At 74.8% G+C, this 18,592-nt stretch carries 15 protein-coding genes and 2 tRNA genes; 9 read left to right on the top strand and 8 right to left on the bottom strand.

The window, feature by feature from the left end; genetic code table 11:
• Positions 1-206 precede the first annotated feature (206 nt).
• Positions 207-725: a ribonuclease gene (locus ACPC54_RS39760; RefSeq protein ID WP_498972218.1), complete on the top strand. Its 519-nt coding sequence runs from the start codon at positions 207-209 to the stop codon at positions 723-725.
• 98 nt (positions 726-823) lie between these two features.
• On the opposite strand, the gene ACPC54_RS39755 is transcribed toward ACPC54_RS39760, so the two are convergent.
• A complete protein-coding gene (locus tag ACPC54_RS39755; protein WP_498972217.1) occupies positions 824-1,819 on the bottom strand; it encodes a putative endonuclease domain-containing protein in 996 nt (331 codons plus the stop codon).
• 109 nt (positions 1,820-1,928) lie between these two features.
• On the opposite strand from ACPC54_RS39755, the gene ACPC54_RS39750 reads away from it, so the two are divergent.
• On the top strand, positions 1,929-3,194 hold the full coding sequence (locus ACPC54_RS39750; protein WP_498972215.1) for an ADP-ribosylglycohydrolase family protein: 1,266 nt from the start codon (positions 1,929-1,931) through the stop codon (positions 3,192-3,194).
• Here ACPC54_RS39750 and ACPC54_RS39745 read toward each other — a convergent pair.
• Positions 3,184-3,918, bottom strand: a complete 735-nt coding sequence (locus ACPC54_RS39745) for a GNAT family N-acetyltransferase (protein ID WP_498972213.1) — start codon at positions 3,916-3,918, stop codon at positions 3,184-3,186. The genes ACPC54_RS39750 and ACPC54_RS39745 overlap by 11 nt on opposite strands.
• Before the next feature lie 636 nt (positions 3,919-4,554).
• On the opposite strand from ACPC54_RS39745, the gene ACPC54_RS39740 reads away from it, so the two are divergent.
• From ACPC54_RS39740 to ACPC54_RS39720, 5 genes are all read left to right on the top strand, one after another.
• Positions 4,555-5,499 (top strand): PAC2 family protein, encoded by a 945-nt coding sequence (locus tag ACPC54_RS39740; protein WP_498972211.1) that lies wholly within the window; start codon positions 4,555-4,557, stop codon positions 5,497-5,499.
• 113 nt (positions 5,500-5,612) lie between these two features.
• Positions 5,613-6,608 (top strand): SGNH/GDSL hydrolase family protein, encoded by a 996-nt coding sequence (locus tag ACPC54_RS39735; RefSeq protein WP_498972209.1) that lies wholly within the window; start codon positions 5,613-5,615, stop codon positions 6,606-6,608.
• 132 nt (positions 6,609-6,740) lie between these two features.
• On the top strand, positions 6,741-8,048 hold the full coding sequence (locus ACPC54_RS39730) for a deoxyguanosinetriphosphate triphosphohydrolase (protein ID WP_498972207.1): 1,308 nt from the start codon (positions 6,741-6,743) through the stop codon (positions 8,046-8,048).
• Between the two features lie 71 nt (positions 8,049-8,119).
• Positions 8,120-10,027: a DNA primase gene (gene dnaG / locus ACPC54_RS39725; RefSeq protein WP_498972205.1), complete on the top strand. Its 1,908-nt coding sequence runs from the start codon at positions 8,120-8,122 to the stop codon at positions 10,025-10,027.
• 149 nt (positions 10,028-10,176) lie between these two features.
• Entirely contained in the window at positions 10,177-11,424 is a 1,248-nt protein-coding gene (locus tag ACPC54_RS39720) for an RNA polymerase sigma factor (RefSeq protein WP_498972203.1), read from the top strand.
• Positions 11,425-11,439: 15 nt separating this feature from the next.
• Here the strand turns inward: ACPC54_RS39720 and ACPC54_RS39715 are convergent, their stop codons facing one another.
• The 4 genes from ACPC54_RS39715 to ACPC54_RS39700 form a co-directional block, all read right to left on the bottom strand.
• Positions 11,440-12,465: a DUF2690 domain-containing protein gene (locus ACPC54_RS39715; protein WP_498972201.1), complete on the bottom strand. Its 1,026-nt coding sequence runs from the start codon at positions 12,463-12,465 to the stop codon at positions 11,440-11,442.
• A gap of 387 nt (positions 12,466-12,852) precedes the next feature.
• Positions 12,853-14,256, bottom strand: coding sequence for a glutamate decarboxylase (gene gad, locus ACPC54_RS39710; protein ID WP_498972199.1), 1,404 nt, complete (start codon positions 14,254-14,256; stop codon positions 12,853-12,855).
• Positions 14,257-14,345: 89 nt separating this feature from the next.
• A complete protein-coding gene (locus ACPC54_RS39705) occupies positions 14,346-15,776 on the bottom strand; it encodes an FGGY family carbohydrate kinase (protein ID WP_498972197.1) in 1,431 nt (476 codons plus the stop codon).
• A gap of 131 nt (positions 15,777-15,907) precedes the next feature.
• Positions 15,908-16,201, bottom strand: coding sequence for a hypothetical protein (locus tag ACPC54_RS39700; protein ID WP_498972195.1), 294 nt, complete (start codon positions 16,199-16,201; stop codon positions 15,908-15,910).
• Positions 16,202-16,443: 242 nt separating this feature from the next.
• On the opposite strand from ACPC54_RS39700, the gene ACPC54_RS39695 reads away from it, so the two are divergent.
• Positions 16,444-16,516: transfer RNA gene (locus ACPC54_RS39695), tRNA-Asn, on the top strand.
• 61 nt (positions 16,517-16,577) lie between these two features.
• Positions 16,578-16,650: transfer RNA gene (locus tag ACPC54_RS39690), tRNA-Asn, on the top strand.
• 124 nt (positions 16,651-16,774) lie between these two features.
• Here ACPC54_RS39690 and ACPC54_RS39685 read toward each other — a convergent pair.
• Both ACPC54_RS39685 and ACPC54_RS39680 read right to left on the bottom strand, forming a co-directional pair.
• A complete protein-coding gene (locus tag ACPC54_RS39685) occupies positions 16,775-17,527 on the bottom strand; it encodes a trypsin-like serine peptidase (protein ID WP_498972193.1) in 753 nt (250 codons plus the stop codon).
• Positions 17,528-17,635: 108 nt separating this feature from the next.
• Entirely contained in the window at positions 17,636-18,496 is an 861-nt protein-coding gene (locus ACPC54_RS39680) for a trypsin-like serine peptidase (RefSeq protein WP_498972191.1), read from the bottom strand.
• Positions 18,497-18,592: the final 96 nt, after the last annotated feature.

Below are 18,592 nucleotides of genomic sequence, written 5' to 3'. Positions count from 1 at the left end.
TTCGGGGGGGGGGGGCCGCCGGCGGGCGCCCCCGGGGGGCGGGTCGCCCTCCCCGGGCGGGGGGGGGGCGCGGGCGGTGCGCGCGCCCCCGGGGGGGGGGGCGCCCGCCCCCCCGCGCCCCCCCCCCCCCGGCCGTACGTTCGTGTGGCCCCTGCCACGTGTGTACCTGGACGAGCGCGGCATCGGCGCCTGCCAAGCTGGTCCGCATGACCAGACGCAAAAGCCCGCTCGTAGTCGTGGCCGTCCTGATCCTGGCCGTCCTCGCCGGGCTCGGATACCTCCTCGGCAAGGGAGGCGGTGGCAGCCACCCCAAGGCCGCCGCGACGTCCACCGCCGCCGCGGCCGCGGGCTCCTCGGCCGCGGGCTCCTCGGCCCCCAAGCCCTCCCCGCCCGCGGGCAAGTCCCCCGCCCCGGCCGGAACCTGGGTGCCCGCCGACCCGGCGCTCGCCGACGTCTGCCGCACCAAGCTCCCCAGCCAGGCCCAGGACACCCTCGCCCTGATCGCCAAGAACGGCCCCTACCCGTACAACCGGGACGGCATCGTCTTCGAGAACCGCGAGAGCCGGCTGCCGAAGAAGACGGACGGCTACTACCACGAGTTCACCGTGGTCACCCCCGGCTCCAACGACCGCGGCACCCGGCGCGTCGTCACCGGCGGCGCCGGCGAGCAGTACTGGTCCCCGGACCACTACGCCACCTTCCAGGAGATCGACCCGCGCTGCTGAACACCTTTCCCCGGAGGGGGAGTTCGGGCCCACCGCGCGGCCCCGCCGGTTCGGCGGGGCCGCGGCCGTCCCACCGCACGACGCCGGACCGGGGGCGCTCACCGCGCCCGCCGCCAGCTGATCCGGCCGTGCGGCCCGTGCGGGCCGCTGGTGACCAGGGCGGTCAGCTCGTGCAGCACCGGCGCCGCGTCGCGCCGCAGCTGCACCGGCGTGGTCCGCACCACCGGCAGGCCGCAGACGGTCAGCCGGTTGGCCCGGGCCAGGTCGCGTTCGTGGTCGGCCGGGCGCAGGTGGTAGGCCTGGGAGTCGATCTCCAGCGCCACGCAGGCGTGCGGCCAGTAGGCGTCCGGCACGGCGAGGAACCGGCCGTCCAGGAACAGCACCGGATTCCACAGCGGCTCCGGCAGGCCCGCGTGCGCGATCAGCTCGCGGGCCTCCGCCTCCACCGCCGAGCGCACCCCGGCGGTCAGGTCCTCCACCACCCGGGCCACCTGCGGCAGGCCCAGCGCACCCGGCCGGGCCAGCAACTGGTCCAGCAGCTCGCCGAGTTCGCAGTTCCGCCGCTGCACCGCCTCGGCGCACAGCGCCCGGAACCGGCGCTGCCCGGTCTCCTTCGGCGCGAGGTCCGCCAGGGCCCGTGCCACCGTCGTACCCCACAGCCCGTCGCCCCGCTCGACGCCGCCCGGCATCGCCCCGGCCGCCCGGTGGATCCGCACGAACTCCCGGTCCCCGACGCGCCGTTGGCCCGGGATCAGGACGTCCACCTCGGCCATGTCCGCCGGGTGCCCGGCGCTCGGCAGCCCCGCCTCCGCCAGTACCGCCAGTCCGGTCAGCAGCACCTCCCCGGCCCGCGCCTCCCGGCCCTTCGGGGCCGCGTACGCCAGGGCCGCCCGGAGTCTCTGATGGAACGTCAGTCTCCCGCTCTGCAGGCAGATCACCCGGGGCAGCACCTGCTGCCAGGGCCCGCCCGGCCGCAGCCGGTGGGCGATGGTGCCGGACGGCACCCCGAGGCGGCGCAGCTGCGAGCGGGTGGCGATGTGCTGCTGGTCGGCGCCGAGCAGCACGACGGGGTCGAGGGCGTTCGCGCGGGTCATACCCGGGTGCTGCCCGCCGGGATCGGAGGTATGCGAAACATCACCCTCCGAGGGAGTCCGCGAAACGGTGTTGACGAACCCGGGGGAGAGCGGCTGAGCTTGGGCCCCTATGACAACCGCACACAACGGTCCCGCGCTCGACGCGCTGCACGGCCTCTCGGTCGGCGACGCCCTCGGCGCCCAGATGTTCGTCCCGGCCACCGCCCGCGCCCACCTCGCGCACCGCACCGACCCGCCCGGCCCCTGGCCGTGGACCGACGACACCGAGATGGCCTGCTCGGTGTACGCCGCCCACACCGAGCGCGGCACGATCGACACCTTCGACCTCACCCACGCCTTCGCCCGCCGCCACGACTTCGACCGCGGCTACGGCCCGGCCGCCAACCGGCTGCTGCGACTGGTCCGCGAGGGCGGCGACGCCGAGGCCCTGGCCGCCGAACTCTTCGACGGCCAGGGCTCGTACGGCAACGGCGCCGCGATGCGGGTCGCCCCGCTGGGGGCGGCGCACGCGGACGACCCGGACGAGGCCGTCCGGCTGGCCGCGCGGACGGCGGTCATCACGCACACCCATCCGCAGGCCGTGGACGGCGCGATCGCCGTCGCGGTGGCGGCGGCCCTCGCCGTCCGGGCGCGCACCGGGGCCACGGCGCCGAAGGACCTCCTCGTCGAGGTCAGGCACCGCACCCCGCTGGGCGCCGTCCACGACGGACTGACCGACGCGATCGAGCTGCTCGACGAGCCCGACCTTCGGGTCGCCGCCAAGGTGCTCGGCAACGGCAGCCGGACCTCCGCCGCCGACACCGTCCCGTACGCGCTGTGGTGCGCCGCCCGGCACCTCACCGACTACCGGTCCGCGGTGTGGGAGGCGATCGCGGCGGGCGGCGACATGGACACCGTGGCCGCGATCACCGGCGGGGTGGTCGCGGCCCGCACCGGAACCGTCGGCATCCCGGCCGCGTGGCTGGCCGCCCGCGAACGGCTCCCGGCCTGGACGTTCCCGGAACCGGGCGGCGTCACCGGCGGCCGGGGTCGGGCGGACATGCTGGTCCCGCGCCCGCACCCCGTCCCCGAGGTGGAGTGGACCGACGAGCAGTGGGAGCGCATCCGGGCGGGGCGGCACACGGAGCTGCTGGACGGTCGCTGGGCGGTGCACACCCGCGAGGGAGCGGTCCGGATCTGCCGCCGCAACGACGGCCCTCCGGTCTGGGAGGTGACGGTCGCCCGGATCCGCGGCGGCTGGTGCCCGGTCTCGGCGGTCGCCGAGACGAGCCACCACCGCTGGTCGGCGGCACCCGAGGACCCGCACGGCCTGCTCGTCCTGAGCTGGATCCTGCGGGTTGCCGCCAGTGGTGAGCGGTCCCCCCTCAGACCGTGATCATCAGCTGCCCGGCACCGCTGCCGCCGTGTCTAAGGCACTCCTTGTTGATCGCCGGATCCGGGGCGCTCGGCGAGGTGGCGGCGGCGATCCGCAGCTCGATGATGTCCCGCACGGCCGGCCACTCGGTGTCCAGGATCGAGTAGAACGCGGTCGAGCGGACCACCCCGTCCAGTCCGCGCGAGTGTGCCCGGCGCACCCCCTCGGAGGTCGCGCCGAGCCGCTCGATCGCGGCCCGCGAGCGCAGGTTGCGGGCGTCCGCGCGCAGCGAGATCCGCTGCACGCCCCAGGTCTCGAAGGCGTAGCGGAGCATCAGCAGCTTGGCCTCGGTGTTGATGCCGGTGCCCTGGGCGCGCGGCGAGAGCCAGGTGTTGCCGATCTCGGCGGCGTCGGGGACGGCCGTCTCCGGATCGCCGAAGGGCACGCCGGGGACCGGCGGCCACACCATCGGGCCCTGCCAGTAGTCGAGTTCCAGGAAGCGGGTGGAGCCCACGACCCGGCCGTCGGCGACGTTCACCGTCGCGAACGGCAGCGACCGGCCCGCGGCCTGGTCGGCGAGGGCGCGCGCGATGTAGTCGCGGGCCGCTTCCAGGCCGTGCGGGACGGGGGTGAAGGCGTAGGTCGTACGGTCCTCGGCGCCGGCCTCGGCGATGGCCTCGGCGTGGTGCGCGGCGAGGGGCTCCAGCCGCACGGTGCGGCCGGTGAGGATGACAGGTACGGGCACGGAACCTTCGGTCCTTCATCGGTCGGAGGGTGCTTCCCACGCCGGGGTGCGGCACGGGCTGCATGGACTGTTCGCCCCGGCCCGGAACCGCCCACCGGGTACCCGTGCGCGCCGGAGGGCTCCGGTCGGGCGGGGCGGGGGGCGGCGGCCCGGAACGGGCGGCGCGGTGCCGGAACGGACACGGATCCACGGACCGGTCCGGCGGGATGAGCGAGGGGACAGTGTGCGTCCGCGAAATGGCCGAGAAGGAAACGAGTGCGCGAAGGGAAGCAGGCGGCCAGGTGAAGGCAAGGTGCGTCGTGGGGTGACTGGCCGAGCACCGGACCGGGACGTGATCGACGGCGTTACGGACGACGTGACGACGACGCGACGATGCGAGGCAGCGAGAGGACGATACCCGCCAGAAGGCGGTGCGTCACTTCGCGGCACGGGAATGTCGCCGCGGACCCTCTCGGGGAGCCCAGGATAGGGCTTTCGCGGCCCCGTGACCAGGGGCTTTCCCTTCGGGTGCGATCATGGTCCGGCGCGGCGGGCGAGGGAGGTCCGCGGTGCGGGAATTCCGGCGGGGCCCGGCACGCTGGAGAGGACGAGAAGCCGGAGAGCCGGGACGAGCCAGAGAACGGGGATGGGTGCGCGGTGCGTGACTTCCAGGCGCTGTACGAGCTGGACCAGCGGGGCGTGGCCGCGGTGGCCGCGGCCACCGCGGAGCTGCGCGACACCGGCGCTGGCTTGGTGCTGCTCCACCACTTCGAGGGCTTCATGGACGCCGGCGAGGCCGGCGGCCAGGTGGTGGCCCACCTGCTGGAGACGGGCTCGCCGCAGGTCGTCGCCCGTTTCGACCACGACCGCCTGGTCGACTACCGGGCCCGCCGCCCCGCGATGGTCTTCGACCGCGACCACTGGACGTCCTACGACCCGCCGGAGATCCTGCTCCAGCTGGTCCGCGACGCCGCCGGCTCGCCGTTCCTGCTGCTCACCGGCCCCGAGCCGGACGTGGAGTGGGAGGGCTTCGCCCGGGCCGTCCGCGCGTTGGTGGAGCGCTTCGAGGTTCGGCTCTCGGTCGACTTCCACGGCATCCCGATGGGCGTGCCGCACACCCGCCCGGTCGGTCTGACGCCGCACGGCAACCGGCTCGACCTCGCGGCGGGCTACCCGCAGTGGTTCGAGCAGGCGCAGGTGCCCGGCAGTGCCCAGGCGCTGCTGGAGTACCGCCTCGCCGAGGCCGGGCACGACGTGCTGGGCTTCGCCGTGCACGTCCCGCACTACGTGGCCCGCTCCGCCTACCCGGCCGCGGCCGTGGTGATCCTGGAGGCCGTCCAGTCCGCCACCGGCCTGGTGCTGCCGGGCGTCCGGCTGCGCGAGCAGGTCGGCGAGGTGTACGCCGACATCGAGGAGCAGCTGGCCCAGGGGGACGGCGAGTTGCGTTCCGCGATCCGCGGCATGGAGGGCCAGTACGACGCCGTCGCGGGCGCCGAGAGCCGGGAGAGCCTGCTCGCCGAGCCGGTCGACCTGCCCTCGGCGGACGAGCTGGGCCGGCGCTTCGAACAGTTCCTGGCCGAGCACGAGCGCGGCGCCGACTAGGAGTTGTCCGGTCCGGGAGTCATCGGGCGCCGCCCGGACGTTGGGCCGGTGGGTGCCCGGGGGACGGGCCGCCGCCGCGCGCTGCCCGTGAACACCGACCCCCGGGGGATGTCATGCCGAGGACCGTACGACCGACCGTCGCGCTGACGGCCGGGCTGGCCGCGTTGCTGCTGGCCGGCTGCACCGCCGGCAGCGGCGCGGACGGCGACGGCAAGGGCTTCGCGGGTGCCCTGCCCGGCCGCGACCGGCCCGGCGTGACCCCCACGCCCACGCCCACCCCGACGCCGACCGGCCCGTACGTGGCGCTCGGCGACTCGTACACGGCCGGCCTGAAGATCGCCCCGCAGACCGGCGAGCCGCGCGGCTGCTCCCGCTCGGCGGTCAACTACCCGTCCCTGGTGGCCAAGCAGCTGGGCCTGGGCCCCGGCCAGTTCCGGGACGTCAGCTGCAGCGGCGCCGTCACCGGCGACCTGACCGGCCCGCAGCAGACCGACGGCGGCGCCAACCCGGCCCAGTTGGACGCGCTCACCCCGGCCACCCGGCTGGTCACCCTCGGCATCGGCGGCAACGACGCGGGCTTCGCCGACGTCCTCACCGAATGCGCCAAGGAGAACCTGGTCGACGCGGTGAAGGGCCTGGTCGGCGACGACCGCTCGGACTCGCCCTGCCGCGACCACTACGCCTCCGGCGGCACCGACCGGATCCGCGGCAAGGTCGACGCGGCCGGCGACCGGCTCGGCCAGGCCCTCCAGGAGATCAAGCGCCGCTCCCCGCAGGCCAGGGTCTACGTCGTCGGCTACCCGGCGCTGCTCCCAGCCGATCCGGCCGGCTGCGTACCGGTGCTCGGCCGGGCGCTCGCCGGTGCCGACCTCGGATTCCTCACCGAGGAGGAACAGCAGCTCAACGGCATGCTCAGGACGCGGGCCGAGGCCGCCGGCGCGGTGTTCGTGGACGCGGCCGCCCCCTCGGCCGGGCACGACATGTGCGCGGGCGAAGCCGCCCGCTGGATCGAACCGCCCTTCCCGGCCCCGGGCCTCGCGCCGGTCCACCCCAACGCCAAGGGGCAGGAGGCGATGGCGGCCGCCGTCCTCAAGGCCGTCCGGGGCTGAGGCCCTTCCCGCGAACCGGCGATCCCGCGATCCCGCGAACCGGCGCGCCGCCCGCGGTTCACGCTCCCGTCCGCACTCCTTCGTGCGCGGCACACCCCGCGTGTCGCAGGCGCGGCGTACCGTGAGGGGCATATGGATGACACCGCGCACCGCCTCGCCGCCCCGCTCCCGTACGACCACGCCGCCGAGGCCCGCTGGGTCCCCGAACCGGACAAGCGCCCCGGCCGTACGGCGTTCCAGCGCGACCGCGCCCGGGTGCTGCACTCGGCGGCGCTGCGCCGCCTCGCCGGCACTACGCAGGTCGTCGCCCCCATGCGCAGCGACTTCCCGCGCACCCGGCTCACCCACTCCCTCGAATGCGCCCAGGTCGGGCGGGAGTTGGGCGCCGCCCTCGGCTGCGATCCGGACCTCGTCGAAACCGCCTGCCTGGCCCACGACATCGGCCACCCGCCGTTCGGCCACACCGGCGAGGAGGCCCTCGACCAGGCCGCCGAGGCCTGCGGCGGCTTCGAGGGCAACGCCCAGTCGCTGCGCATCCTCACCCGGCTCGAACCCAAGCGCTTCGCGCCCCAGGAGGAGCCGACCGGCCGGCTCGCCCCCTGGCCGGGCCGCAGCGTCGGCCTCAACCTGACCCGGGCCGCCCTGGACGCCGCCACCAAGTACCCGTGGCCGCGCGGCGCCCACCCCACCGACCCGGCCTCGCCCAAGTTCGGCGTCTACGCCGACGACCTGCCGGTCTTCCGCTGGCTGCGGGCCGGCTCCCCGCCCGAGCGCAAGTGCTTCGAGGCGACGGTCATGGACTGGTCCGACGACGTCGCCTACTCCACCCACGACGTCGAGGACGGCCTCCAGGCCGGCCACATCGACCCCGCCGCGCTGCGCGCCCCGAGCGAGCGGGCCGAGCTCTTCAAGGTCGCCGAGCGCTACGCCCCCGACGCCGAACCCGAGGAGCTGGCCGCCGCCCTCGACCGGCTGCTCGCCCAGGACTTCTGGCCGCGCTCCTACGACGGCACGGCCCGCGCCCGCGCCGGGCTCAAGGACTTCACCAGCCAGCTGATCGGCCGCTTCTGCCTGGCCGCCGAGCAGGCCACCCGCGCCCGCTACGGCCCCGGCCGGCTCACCCGCCACGGCGCCGAACTGGTGGTGCCGCGCGACGTCCGGCTGGAGTGCGCGGTGCTCAAGGCGGTCGCCGTCCGGTACGTGATGCAGCGCGACGAGCAGGCCCAGCTGCGGGCCCGCCAGCGGATCGTGATCGCCGAGCTGGCGTACGTCCTCACCGAGCGCGCCCCCGAGGGCCTCGATCCGGTGTTCGCCGCGATGTACCACGAGGCCGAGGACGACCGGGCCGCCCTGCGGACCGTCATCGACCAGATCGCGACCCTCACGGACGCCTCCGCGCTGGCCCTGCACGCCAAGCTCGTCGGGTCCGCCTGGACATAGGACCCGGCCCTCGCGGGAGGCGTCCCTCACAGCGCGCCGGGAACCCCCGGCCGCCCCAGTAGAATTCCGGGGTGGCCGGGCGGATCAGGGACGAGGACGTGCAGGCGGTGCGCAGCGCACTGCCCATCGACGCGGTGGTCGGCGATTACGTACAGCTGACCAATGGTGGCGGTGGCGAGTACAAGGGCGTCTGTCCCTTCCACGACGAGAAGTCCGCCTCCTTCTACGTGAACCCCGCCAAGGGCGTCTTCCACTGCTTCGGCTGCCAGGAGAACGGCGACACCATCGCCTTCCTGATGAAGATCGAGCACTTCACCTTCGCCGAGGCCGTCGAGCGGATGGCCGCCCAGGCCGGCATCACCCTGCGCTACGAGGAGGGCGGCTACAGCCCCCGCCACCAGCAGGGCGAGCGGACCAGGCTGGTCGAGGCGCACAAGGTGGCCGCGGCCTGGTACCAGGAGCAACTGGCCTCGCCGGAGGCGGAGATCGGCCGCCGGTTCCTGGCCGAGCGGGGCTTCGACGAGGAGGCCGCGAAGGCGTTCGGGGTCGGCTACGCGCCCGCGGGCTGGGAGCACCTGGTCCGGTTCCTGCGCGGCAAGGGCTTCACGGACAAGGAGATCCTGGTCGGCGGCCTGGCCTCGCAGGGGCAGCGCGGCGGCCTGATCGACCGGTTCCGGGGCCGGCTGGTGTGGCCGATCCGGGACATCGCGGGCGAGGTGGTGGGCTTCGGCGCCCGCCGCCTGCGCGAGGACGACAACGGCCCGAAGTACCTGAACACCCCCGAGACGCCGATCTACAAGAAGTCGCACGTGCTGTACGGCATCGACCTGGCGAAGAAGGAGATCGCCAAGTCGGGCCGCGCGGTGGTGGTCGAGGGCTACACCGACGTGATGGCCTGCCACCTGGCCGGGGTGCCGTCCGCGGTGGCGACCTGCGGTACGGCCTTCGCCGAGGACCACATCAAGATCATCCGCCGGCTGCTGATGGACACCTCGCAGTACCGGGGCGAGACGGTCTTCACCTTCGACGGCGACGCGGCCGGCCAGAAGGCGGCGCTGCGCGCCTTCGAGGACGACCAGAAGTTCGCCGCCAAGACCTCGATCGCGGTCAGCCCCGGCGGCATGGACCCGTGCGAACTGCGCCTGGCGCAGGGCGACGAGGCCGTCCGGCAGCTGATCGACAACCCGGTCCCGCTGTTCGAGTTCGCGCTGACCTCGGTGGTGGGCCGGCACCGGGTGGACACCCCGGAGGGGCGGTCGGCGGCGCTGGAGGAGGCGGCCCCGATCGTCGCCAAGATCAAGGACCGCTCGATCCAGCACGAGTACGCCGTCCGGCTGGCCGGCATGCTCGGCATCCTGGACGAGCAGTTCGTGGTCCGCCGCATCTCCCAGCTGGCCCGCTGGGACCGCGAGCGCCAGCAGAACCCGCGCGGTGCGGCCGCCCAGCGCCGCCCCGAGCCGGTCCAGCCGCCGAGCCCCGCGCAGCCGGCCTTCCGGCTGAACCCGCGCGACCCGGCGCAGTTCGTCGAGCGCGAGCTGCTGAAGCTGGCACTGCAGCACCCGGACCTGGTCAGCCCGGCCTTCGACCACTACGGCGAGGACGAGTTCCCGACGCCGCCGTACACCGCCGTACGACAGGCGATCGCCAAGGCCGGCGGCGCCGCCTACGGGGCGACCCTGCCGGACTTCACCGCGGTGGTCCGCGAGGCGGCCCCGGACGACCGGGTGCGGTCGCTGGTGACGGAGCTGACCGTCGAGCCGGTGCGCTCGCGCCGCAAGGTGGACGCGATCTACGCGGGGTCGTTCCTGGTCCAGCTGCGGCACCTGGCCGTGGAGCGGCGGATCACCGAGGTGCGGGCCTACCTCCAGCGGCTCGGCCCCCGGGCGGACGCGGAGCAGCTGCACGCCGTGCAGACCGAGCTGTGGCAGCTCCAGCAGTACGACCAGCAGCTCCGCAGCCGGGGCGCGGCGGCCCTGTAGGTGCGCCCTGCGGCGCCGTCGAGCGCCGTGGGTCCTGCGCAGAAAGTCGGCGCACGAGTCTCGGCCACGGAGTGCGGCGTACCGCAGACTGGAGGACGTCCCACCTCCGAACAGCGCGGGTCCGCCAGAGTCGCGCCCGCCCCGAGGGGATGCCCGTGGAGCCAGGCCCCGCCGCAGCGACGTCCACCGCCACCAGCCACAGACCGCCCGCCGCCGAGCCGGCCCCGGAGCAGGAGACCGACCACGGCCGGGCCGGGGCGGTGCCACCGGACGGCGCGCGGGTCCCCGCCCAGGGCCTGCCGGAGGGCCACCCGGACAGCCCGGACAGCCCGGACCCCGGGAACCCCCGGGCGGACGAGAGCGAGCCCGACCTCGACGCCGAGTCCGACTCCGAGTCCGACTCCGAGTCCGACTCCGAGTCCGAGCCCGACTCCGAGCCCGAGCCCGAGCCCGACCCGCGCGAACGGGCCGAGGCGGGCGGCACCGGACCGGCCGCCGACCTGCTGCGCCAGTACCTTCGCGAGATCGGCCGGGTCCGCCTGCTGACCGCCGCCGACGAGGTGGAGCTGTCCCGCCGGGTCGAGGCCGGCCTGTTCGCCGAGGAGCGGCTGAACGCCGACCCGCCGCCGCCCGACCGGCTGGCCCGCGAGCTGGACACCCTGGTGGTGCGGGGCCGGATCGCCAAGCGCCGGCTGATCGAGGCGAACCTGCGCCTGGTGGTCTCCGTCGCCAAGCGCTACGTCGGCCGCGGCCTCACCTTGCTGGACCTGATCCAGGAGGGCAACCTGGGGCTGATCCGGGCGGTGGAGAAGTTCGACTACGCCCGCGGCTACAAGTTCTCCACGTACGCGACCTGGTGGATCCGGCAGGCGATGAGCCGGGCGCTGGCCGACCAGGCCCGGACGATCCGGGTGCCGGTCCACGTGGTGGAGCTGATCAACCGGGTCGTGCGCATCCAGCGCGCGCTGCTGCAGGAGCGCGGCCTGGAGCCGTCCCCGGCCGAGATCGCCGCCGTCCTGGAGCTCACCGAGGACCGGGTGCGCGACCTGCTCCGGCTCGCGCAGGAGCCGATCTCGCTGCACACCCCGGTCGGCGAGGAGGACGACGTGGCGCTCGGCGACCTGATCGAGGACGCCGACGCCGCCTCCCCGGCCGAGTCCGCGACCCTCCTGCTGCTGCGCGAGCACCTGGAGGCGGTGCTCGCCACCCTGGGCGAGCGGGAGCGCCAGGTCGTCCAGCTCCGCTACGGGCTGGACGACGGGCGTCCGCGCACCCTGGAGGAGATCGGTGCGGTGTTCGGCGTCACCCGGGAGCGGATCCGCCAGATCGAGTCGAAGACGCTGGTCAAGCTCCGCGACCACGCCTACGCCGCACAACTGCGCGGCTACCTCGACTAGGGCGTCCGGCTCCGGCTACTGGCCGGCGCTCGGGCTCGGGCTCGCCGGCGCCGCCGTGGACGGCTGCGCGCTCGCGCCCGTGCCCGGCGGCGGGGAGGCGGGGCCGATCGGGATCGGGGTGGACTCCACCACCGAGGCCAGGTCGGTGACGGTCGTCGTGCAGTCGTGCCCGGCGGGCTGGTCGCCGCAGACCTGGAAGCCGACCGTCGGGTCCGCCGCGTTCAGCATCGCCGAGTAGTTGTCGTAGCCGTAGTGGATCAGCGCCGTCTCACTGTCCCCGTTGGTGCCGGTGATCGTCGCGGAGTCCTTCGGCTCGCCCTCGGTGATCGCGGCCCAGGCGGCCTGGCAGGTCCGGCTGTACCGGAGGTAGACGACGACCTTGCCGACGACCTGGGTCTGCAGCGTCCGGGCGTCCTTGCCGCAGCCGGTGTACTTCGGGTCCTTGTGGGCGCAGCCGACCGCCCGGCAGTCGGGGGTGGCCGGGATGGTCTGGGCGGGCTTGGCGGCGGTGGTGGCCGGGGCGGGCTCGGCGACGGGATCGGACGGCCCGCCGTGCCGGGAGAGCCCCAGGCCGGTCAGGACCAGCACGGCGGCCAGCACCGCGGCCCCGGCGATCAGCACCGCCGGGCGCCGCCACCAGCGGACGGCCGCCGCGGGCTCCGCCGGGTCCGCCGGCTCCGGCACGTCCACCTGGTCCTCGGCGGCCTCGTCCTCGGCGGCGCCAGCGGTCGGCTCCTCGACGGCGGGCTCGTCCGCCACGGTCTCCGCGTCCGCCGGCCCCGCCACCGCCGCGCGGCGCCACAGCTCCCGCAGCGCCGCCGCGTCGCAGTCGACCGTCCCGACCAGCGCCTCCAGCGCCTGCTCGGTGATGATCCGCTTGCCGTTCAGCCAGCGCTCCCAGGAGGCCCGGCTGTAGTGCGTCCGGGCGGCGAGCTCGGAGAGCGACAGCCCGGTGGAGTCCTTGACGGCCCGGAGTCCGTCGACCAGCGCTCTGGCCGGCTCGGACAGCTCTTCGGGCAGCTTCTTCCAGGCGGAACCCAATGCGGCCTTCCAAACATGCGAGTGGGGGAGTGGGTGGCGGACGGAGCGCGACGGCCTCTGCCCTGGCCGTTCGGGTGTCTCCGCGTCTCCAACCTCAGCGGTCCGGCGTCTCAAACTCCTGGTCCCGGCGCTGAGACGGACGGAAGTGTCTCACAACCCCTGGAAACGCTCGAACCTTCACGCGTCCGTGGTGCAGAGTTCTCTTGCCGGTCCGGTTCGCCGACCGGCCGACACGCTCGGGAACCGTCCCGGTCCGCCGGTACCGGTCCGATCGCAGGTCCCGACCCCCACCGATCGGGGCAGCCTCGCGGGGGGAGGCTGCCCCGGTTCGTCGGGCCGTGCGGCGGGGAGGGCGCTTCGACGCCCTCCCCGCCGCGCCATGTCCGGTCAGTGGTGGAAGCCGCTCCGGGCCGGCACGCCGAGGTCCTTGAGCGGGACGGGCTGGCGCCGCAGCTCCGGCAGCAGCCGGCCGAGGTCACCGAGCAGCAGGTCGGCGAGGTCGCGGGAGAACCCGTTGCGGCAGACCACCCGGAGCACCGACAGGTCCTCCCGGTGCGGCGGGAAGGTGTACGCGGGCACCTGCCAGCCGCGCTCGCGCAGCCGCCGCGAGACGTCGAACACGTCGAAGGGCTCGTCCCCGGTGGTGGTGAAGGCGAACACCGGCACCTGGTCGCCGTGGGTCAGCAGCCGGAAGCAGCCGAGCTTCCCGATCTCCCCGGCCAGGTAGCCGGCGACCTCCCGGCAGGCGCCCTGGACGGCCCGGAACCCCTCCCGGCCGAGCCGCAGGAAGACGTAGTACTGCGCGGCGACCTGGGCGCCGGGGCGGGAGAAGTTGAGCGCGAAGGTCGGCATCTCGCCGCCGAGGTAGTTGACCCGGAAGACCAGCTCCTCGGGCAGCGACTCCTTGTCCCGCCACAGCGCCCAGCCGACGCCCGGGTACACCAGGCCGTACTTGTGGCCGGAGGTGTTGATGGACGCCACCCGGGGCAGCCGGAAGTCCCAGACCAGTCCGGGGTCGAGGAAGGGCGCCACCATGCCGCCGGAGGCGCCGTCCACGTGCACCGGGACGTCCAGTCCGGTGCGCTCCTGGAAGGCGTCCAGGGCGGCGCAGATCTCGGCGACCGGCTCGTAGGAGCCGTCGAAGGTGGAGCCGAGGACTCCGACCACGCCGATGGTGTTCTCGTCGCACAGCGCGACGGCCTGTTCGGCGTCGAGGTGGAAGCGGTCGCCGGCCATCGGCGCGGTGCGCGGCTCGACCTCCCAGAAGGTGCAGAACTTCTCCCAGCACACCTGCACGTTGACGCCCATCACCAGGTTGGGCCGGGCCCCGGTCCGGTAGCGGTCGGGATTGCGGCGCGTCCAGCGGTGCTTGAGGGCCATTCCGGCGAGCATGCAGGCCTCGCTGGAGCCGGTGGTGGAGCAGCCGATGGCGGCGTCCGGGTCGGGGGCGTGCCAGAGGTCGGCGAGGATCGACACGCAGCGCCGCTCCAGTTCGGCGGTCTGCGGGTACTCGTCCTTGTCGATCATGTTCTTGTCGAGGCACTCGGTCATCAGCCGGGTGGCCTGCGTCTCCATCGAGGTGGTGACGAAGGTCGCCAGGTTGAGCCGGGCGTTGCCGTCCAGCAGCAGTTCGTCGTGGACCAGCTGGTACGCGGTGTCGGCGGCCACCGGGCCCGGGCCGAGCCGGTGCAGCGGCGGTGCCAGCTCCATCGCGCCGAGCGGGTCGGCGATGCCGGTGAACGGGCCGATGCTCAGCCGGCGGTCGTCGCCGGCTCCCTTGTGCAGCGCCATCGCGTACCGCCGCCCTCTCCGCCGGTGGCCGTGTCCCGGTCCACGCTGCCACCGGCCGCCGGGCGACGCATCTCCGCGATCGGGAGAGGCTACGCGGCCTCCGGGTGGATCCGGTCGCGGGCGGCCCGGTACTGCCGGCGCACGCCGGTGCCGATCGCCAGGTCCTGTTCGCCGTCCGGTTCGACGGTCTCGGCCTCGGGCAGCTCCCACTCCGGCGGCTCCGGGGTGCCGGCCAGCGCCCAGGCGGCCTGCCGGGCGGCGCCGCGCGCGGCGTGCGCGCCGGGCGGCGGGACGACCACGGGGACGCCGAACAGCATCGGGGCGACGTGCCGGACGGCGGGCAGCCGGCCGGCCGTGCCGAGCAGGAACACCCGGTTGATCGCGACGCCCCGGCCGCGCAGCACGTCCAGCGCGTCCGCGATGTTGCACAGCATGCCCTCGACGGCGGCCCGGGCCAGGTGCTGGGGGGTCATCGCCTCGGCCCGCAGGCCGGTGAGGGTGCCGGCCGCGTGCGGCAGTGCGGGGGTGCGCTCGCCGTCCAGGTAGGGCAGCAGCACCAGGCCGTACGCGCCGGGGGAGGAGTGCAGGGCGAGGTCGCCGAGCCCGTCCAGGTCCGTGCCGAGCATCGCGGCGGTGGAGCGCAGCACCTGGGCGGCGTTCAGGGTGGCGACCATCGGCAGGTGGCGGCCGGTGGCGTCGGCGAAGGAGGAGACCAGGCCGGACGGGTCGACCACGGCCTCCTCGTGCACCGCGAAGATCGTGCCGGCGCTGCCGAGCGAGACCACCGCGTCGCCGGGGCGCAGGCCCAGGCCCAGGGCGGCGGCCATGTTGTCCCCGGTGCCGGCCGAGATCAGCAGGCCCTCGGGGGTGTGGCCGGCGGGCTCGGCGGGGCCGAGCACCTCGGGCAGCTTCAGTTCGTGCCCGAGGGCCAGCTCGACCAGGTCCTGCCGGTACTCGCCGGTGATCGGGGACCAGTAGCCGGTGCCGGAGGCGTCGCCCCGGTCGGTGGTGCGGCGCTTGGGGTGGCCGAGCAGCTGCCAGACCAGCCAGTCGTGCGGCAGCAGCACCTCGGCGACCCGGCGGGCGTTGGCGGGCTCGAACTCGGCCAGCCAGCGCAGCTTGGCGACGGTGTACGTGGCGGCGGGCACGGCGCCGATCGCGGCCGTCCAGGCGGCCGGGCCGCCGAGCGCGTCGAGCAGCTTGGCGGCGGCGCCGCTGGAGCGCGGGTCGTGCCACAGCAGTGCGGGCCGGACCAGCACGCCGCCCGCGTCCAGGCCGATCATGCCGTGCTGCTGCGCGCTGACGCCGATCGCCCGGACGCCCTCCAGCAGGCCGCCGGCGGCGGCGTCGCCGAGCGAGTGCAGCCACATCTGCGGGTCGGCCTCGCCGGGGCGCAGGTCCTGGTCGTCGGGGGTGGGGTGGGGCGCCTTGCCGGAGCGCAGCACGGTGCCGGTGTCGGCGTCGCACGCGACGATCCGGGTGCTGCTGGTGGAGCTGTCTATCCCCGCGACGATGGCCATGTCGAGATCATGCCTCAGCCCGGCCCGGGACGCGTCCGGGCCGGGGGGCTGTTGCCTGTTCGGGACGGCCCGTTGGGGCGTTCTTGGCCGTGGGGCCACCGGGCCGTCACGGTCGGGCGGTAGCCCGGCGGTCACGGCCGGACGGTGCCCCAGCCGTCCTCCTCGTCCCGGTCGCGGTGGAAGTACGGCACCCGGTCGGTGACGGCGTTCGGCAGCCGCTCCCCGACCCGGTCCGCGACCGCGCCGGCCGCCTTCCCGGCCACCGCGCCGGCCTGGTGCCGGGCCCGGTCGGCCGCTCCCTGCACCGAGGGGTTCTCGGCGATCCGCCGGGTGACCTCGGCGATCTTCTCGTAGCGCTCGCGTCCGGCCCGCGAGCCCAGGACGTAGCCGGCCGCGAATCCCACGGCCAGCGACAGCTTCCACATGGTCGCAACCCTCCCTCTCCTGGCGGCCCTGCCGCCGCCTTGCCCTACCCGTTGGTCGGGACGGCGAACCGTCCGCGACCCCAGGATCCCCGGGGTCGCGACCCCTCGCGCGCGGGCACGCCGGGCCGCGGGCGGGCCGGCCGGGGAAAGCGATTGGCGGACCACCCCCCCGAGTGCGCTAATGTATGTCCCGCAGCGAGCGCCGAGGAGCCCGGGAAACCGGGGGCCGGAGCGGAAGCCGATCCCCCATAGCTCAATTGGCAGAGCAGCCGACTGTTAATCGGCAGGTTATTGGTTCGAGTCCAATTGGGGGAGCTGGGAAGGAGCCCGTTCAGGGCCCGTTTCCCTTCCGTGGTACGGAAGTTCGGTACCGCGATCCCGCATAGCTCAATTGGCAGAGCAGCCGACTGTTAATCGGCAGGTTATTGGTTCGAGTCCAATTGCGGGAGCTGCGCCGGCTCGCCCGGTGACTGCTCAGAGCGAAGGCCCCTCGGACGACCGGGGGGCCTTCGTGTTTGCCGCGCCCCGTGCCGCCGCGAGCGGGCGTGTTGCGCTCGTCACGTTCCCGGCCGTTCAGGCGGTGGCCTGCCGGTAGAGCTCGGCCACCCGCTGGTCGAAGGTCACGCTGTACGAGGTGCCCGGGGAGTCCCCGCCCTCCTGGTAGCCGCCGATCACGCCCACCACCGTGCCGTTGGCCGTCACCCACGGGCTGCCGCTGGTCCCGTCGGTGTAGCCGCCGCAGTCGAAGCGCTCCTGGGTGGGGCTCTGCGAGCTGGTCCGGACCGCGCAGGTGATCGGTTCGTCGCTCTCGTTCGGGTAGCCGGTCACCGAGACCGCCAGTCCGAAGCCCTGCGAGGTGCCGATCGGGTTGCCGCCCACCGCGTCCTCGATCTGCCGGCCGCCGAGCGGGCGCACGGTGACGAAGGCCACGTCGTACTCCGGGTCCCCCTCGTCCGTCCAGTGCGGGTCCACGGTGATCGTCGTGACCGGCCAACTCCCGTACGGAGAGTAGCCGTTGCGGTAGCCGGGGGTGAACACCAGGCCGTCCAGCAGGCCGACCCGGTGGCTCTGCACGCAGTGCGCGGCGGTGACCAGCAGGTTGCGCCCGGGGCTGTGGACGACGCTCGCGGTGCAGGCCCGCGGGCCCTGCGCGGAGCGGACCGAGAGAGTGCCGATCCGGTCCCGGGCCGGGGTCTGCTGGGCCACCTCGGCGGTGGGGGCCGCCCGGTCGTCCTCCCCGCCGCAGGCGGCGCCGGCGGCGAGCAGCAGGGCCGCGAGCGCGGCCGTGCCGGCCGTGCGGGCGGGCCGTGCCGGGCGGGGGGCCATCGGGGTTCCGTCTCGATTCCTCGGGGCGGGCACCGGTCCGTGCGTTCCGCCGTTCGTGAGGAAGATCTACCAGTCCGCGCCCGCCGACGCCACCGGCCCCCGGGTTCCTCACCCGGTGGCCCGGTCGTAGAGGGCCTGGACGCGGTCGCCGAAGTAGCTGCTGTAGGAGGTGTCCGGGTTGTCGCCGCCCTCCTGGTAGCCGCCGATCACCCCGACCACGGTGCCGGTGCGGGTGGCCGGGTCGAAGTCGGTGACCCAGGGGCTGCCGCTGGTGCCGCCGGTGTAGTCGGGGCAGTCGATCCGCAGCTGGGTGGGGCTCTGCTCGCTGGTGGTGTTGGAGCAGGTGATCGGGACGTCGCTGCTGCCGGGGTAGCCGGTGATCCGCACGGTGACCTGGTAGCCGCGGTTGACGCCGAGTCGGTTGGCGCCGAGCACCTGCTGCACCTGCTGCCCGTTCTGGGCCTGGACGACGGCGAACGCGACGTCCATGTCCGGGTCCGCGTCCGACTTCCAGGCGTCGTCGACGGTGACCGACAGCAGCGGCCAGACGCCGCTGGGGGTGTCGCCCTGGCGGTACCCGGGGACGAACACCAGGTCGCTGCGCATGCCGAGTTTCGGGTCCCAGACGCAGTGCGCGGCGGTGACGATCAGGTTGAGCCCGGCGCTGTCGACCACGCTGGCGGTGCAGAAGTGGTCGCCGTCCGCGTTGCGCGTGAACACCGCGCCGACCAGCCCGTTGGGCACGTTCGCCTTGGCGGTGCGGGTGACGCCGGTGTGCTTGCCGGTCGCGCCCTTGAGCCGCTGCCGGTTCCACCCGTGGTCGTTCCCCGGGCCGGAGCCCGAGGCCGTCGCCGGTGCCGAGGTGACGGTCGGTGTGCCGCCGCCCGGCCGCGCGGCGGTGGTGCAGCCGGCCGCGGCGAGCAGCAGTACCAGGGCCCCGGCCGCCGCTGCCGTCCCACGCATCGTCATCCGTCCAGGCTGCCCCGTCCGCCCCGGTCGGCGCCAGTCAGGGCCGCCCGCCGGAAGCGGCGCACGGCCCGGGGCACCCAGGTGCGCCCCCGGCGC

The organism is Kitasatospora sp. NPDC094028 (genome assembly GCF_049543595.1).
GTDB lineage: Bacteria > Actinomycetota > Actinomycetes > Streptomycetales > Streptomycetaceae > Kitasatospora.
Note: the sequence above shows the minus strand (reverse complement) of the source record. Positions and strands in the feature narration are given on the sequence as shown.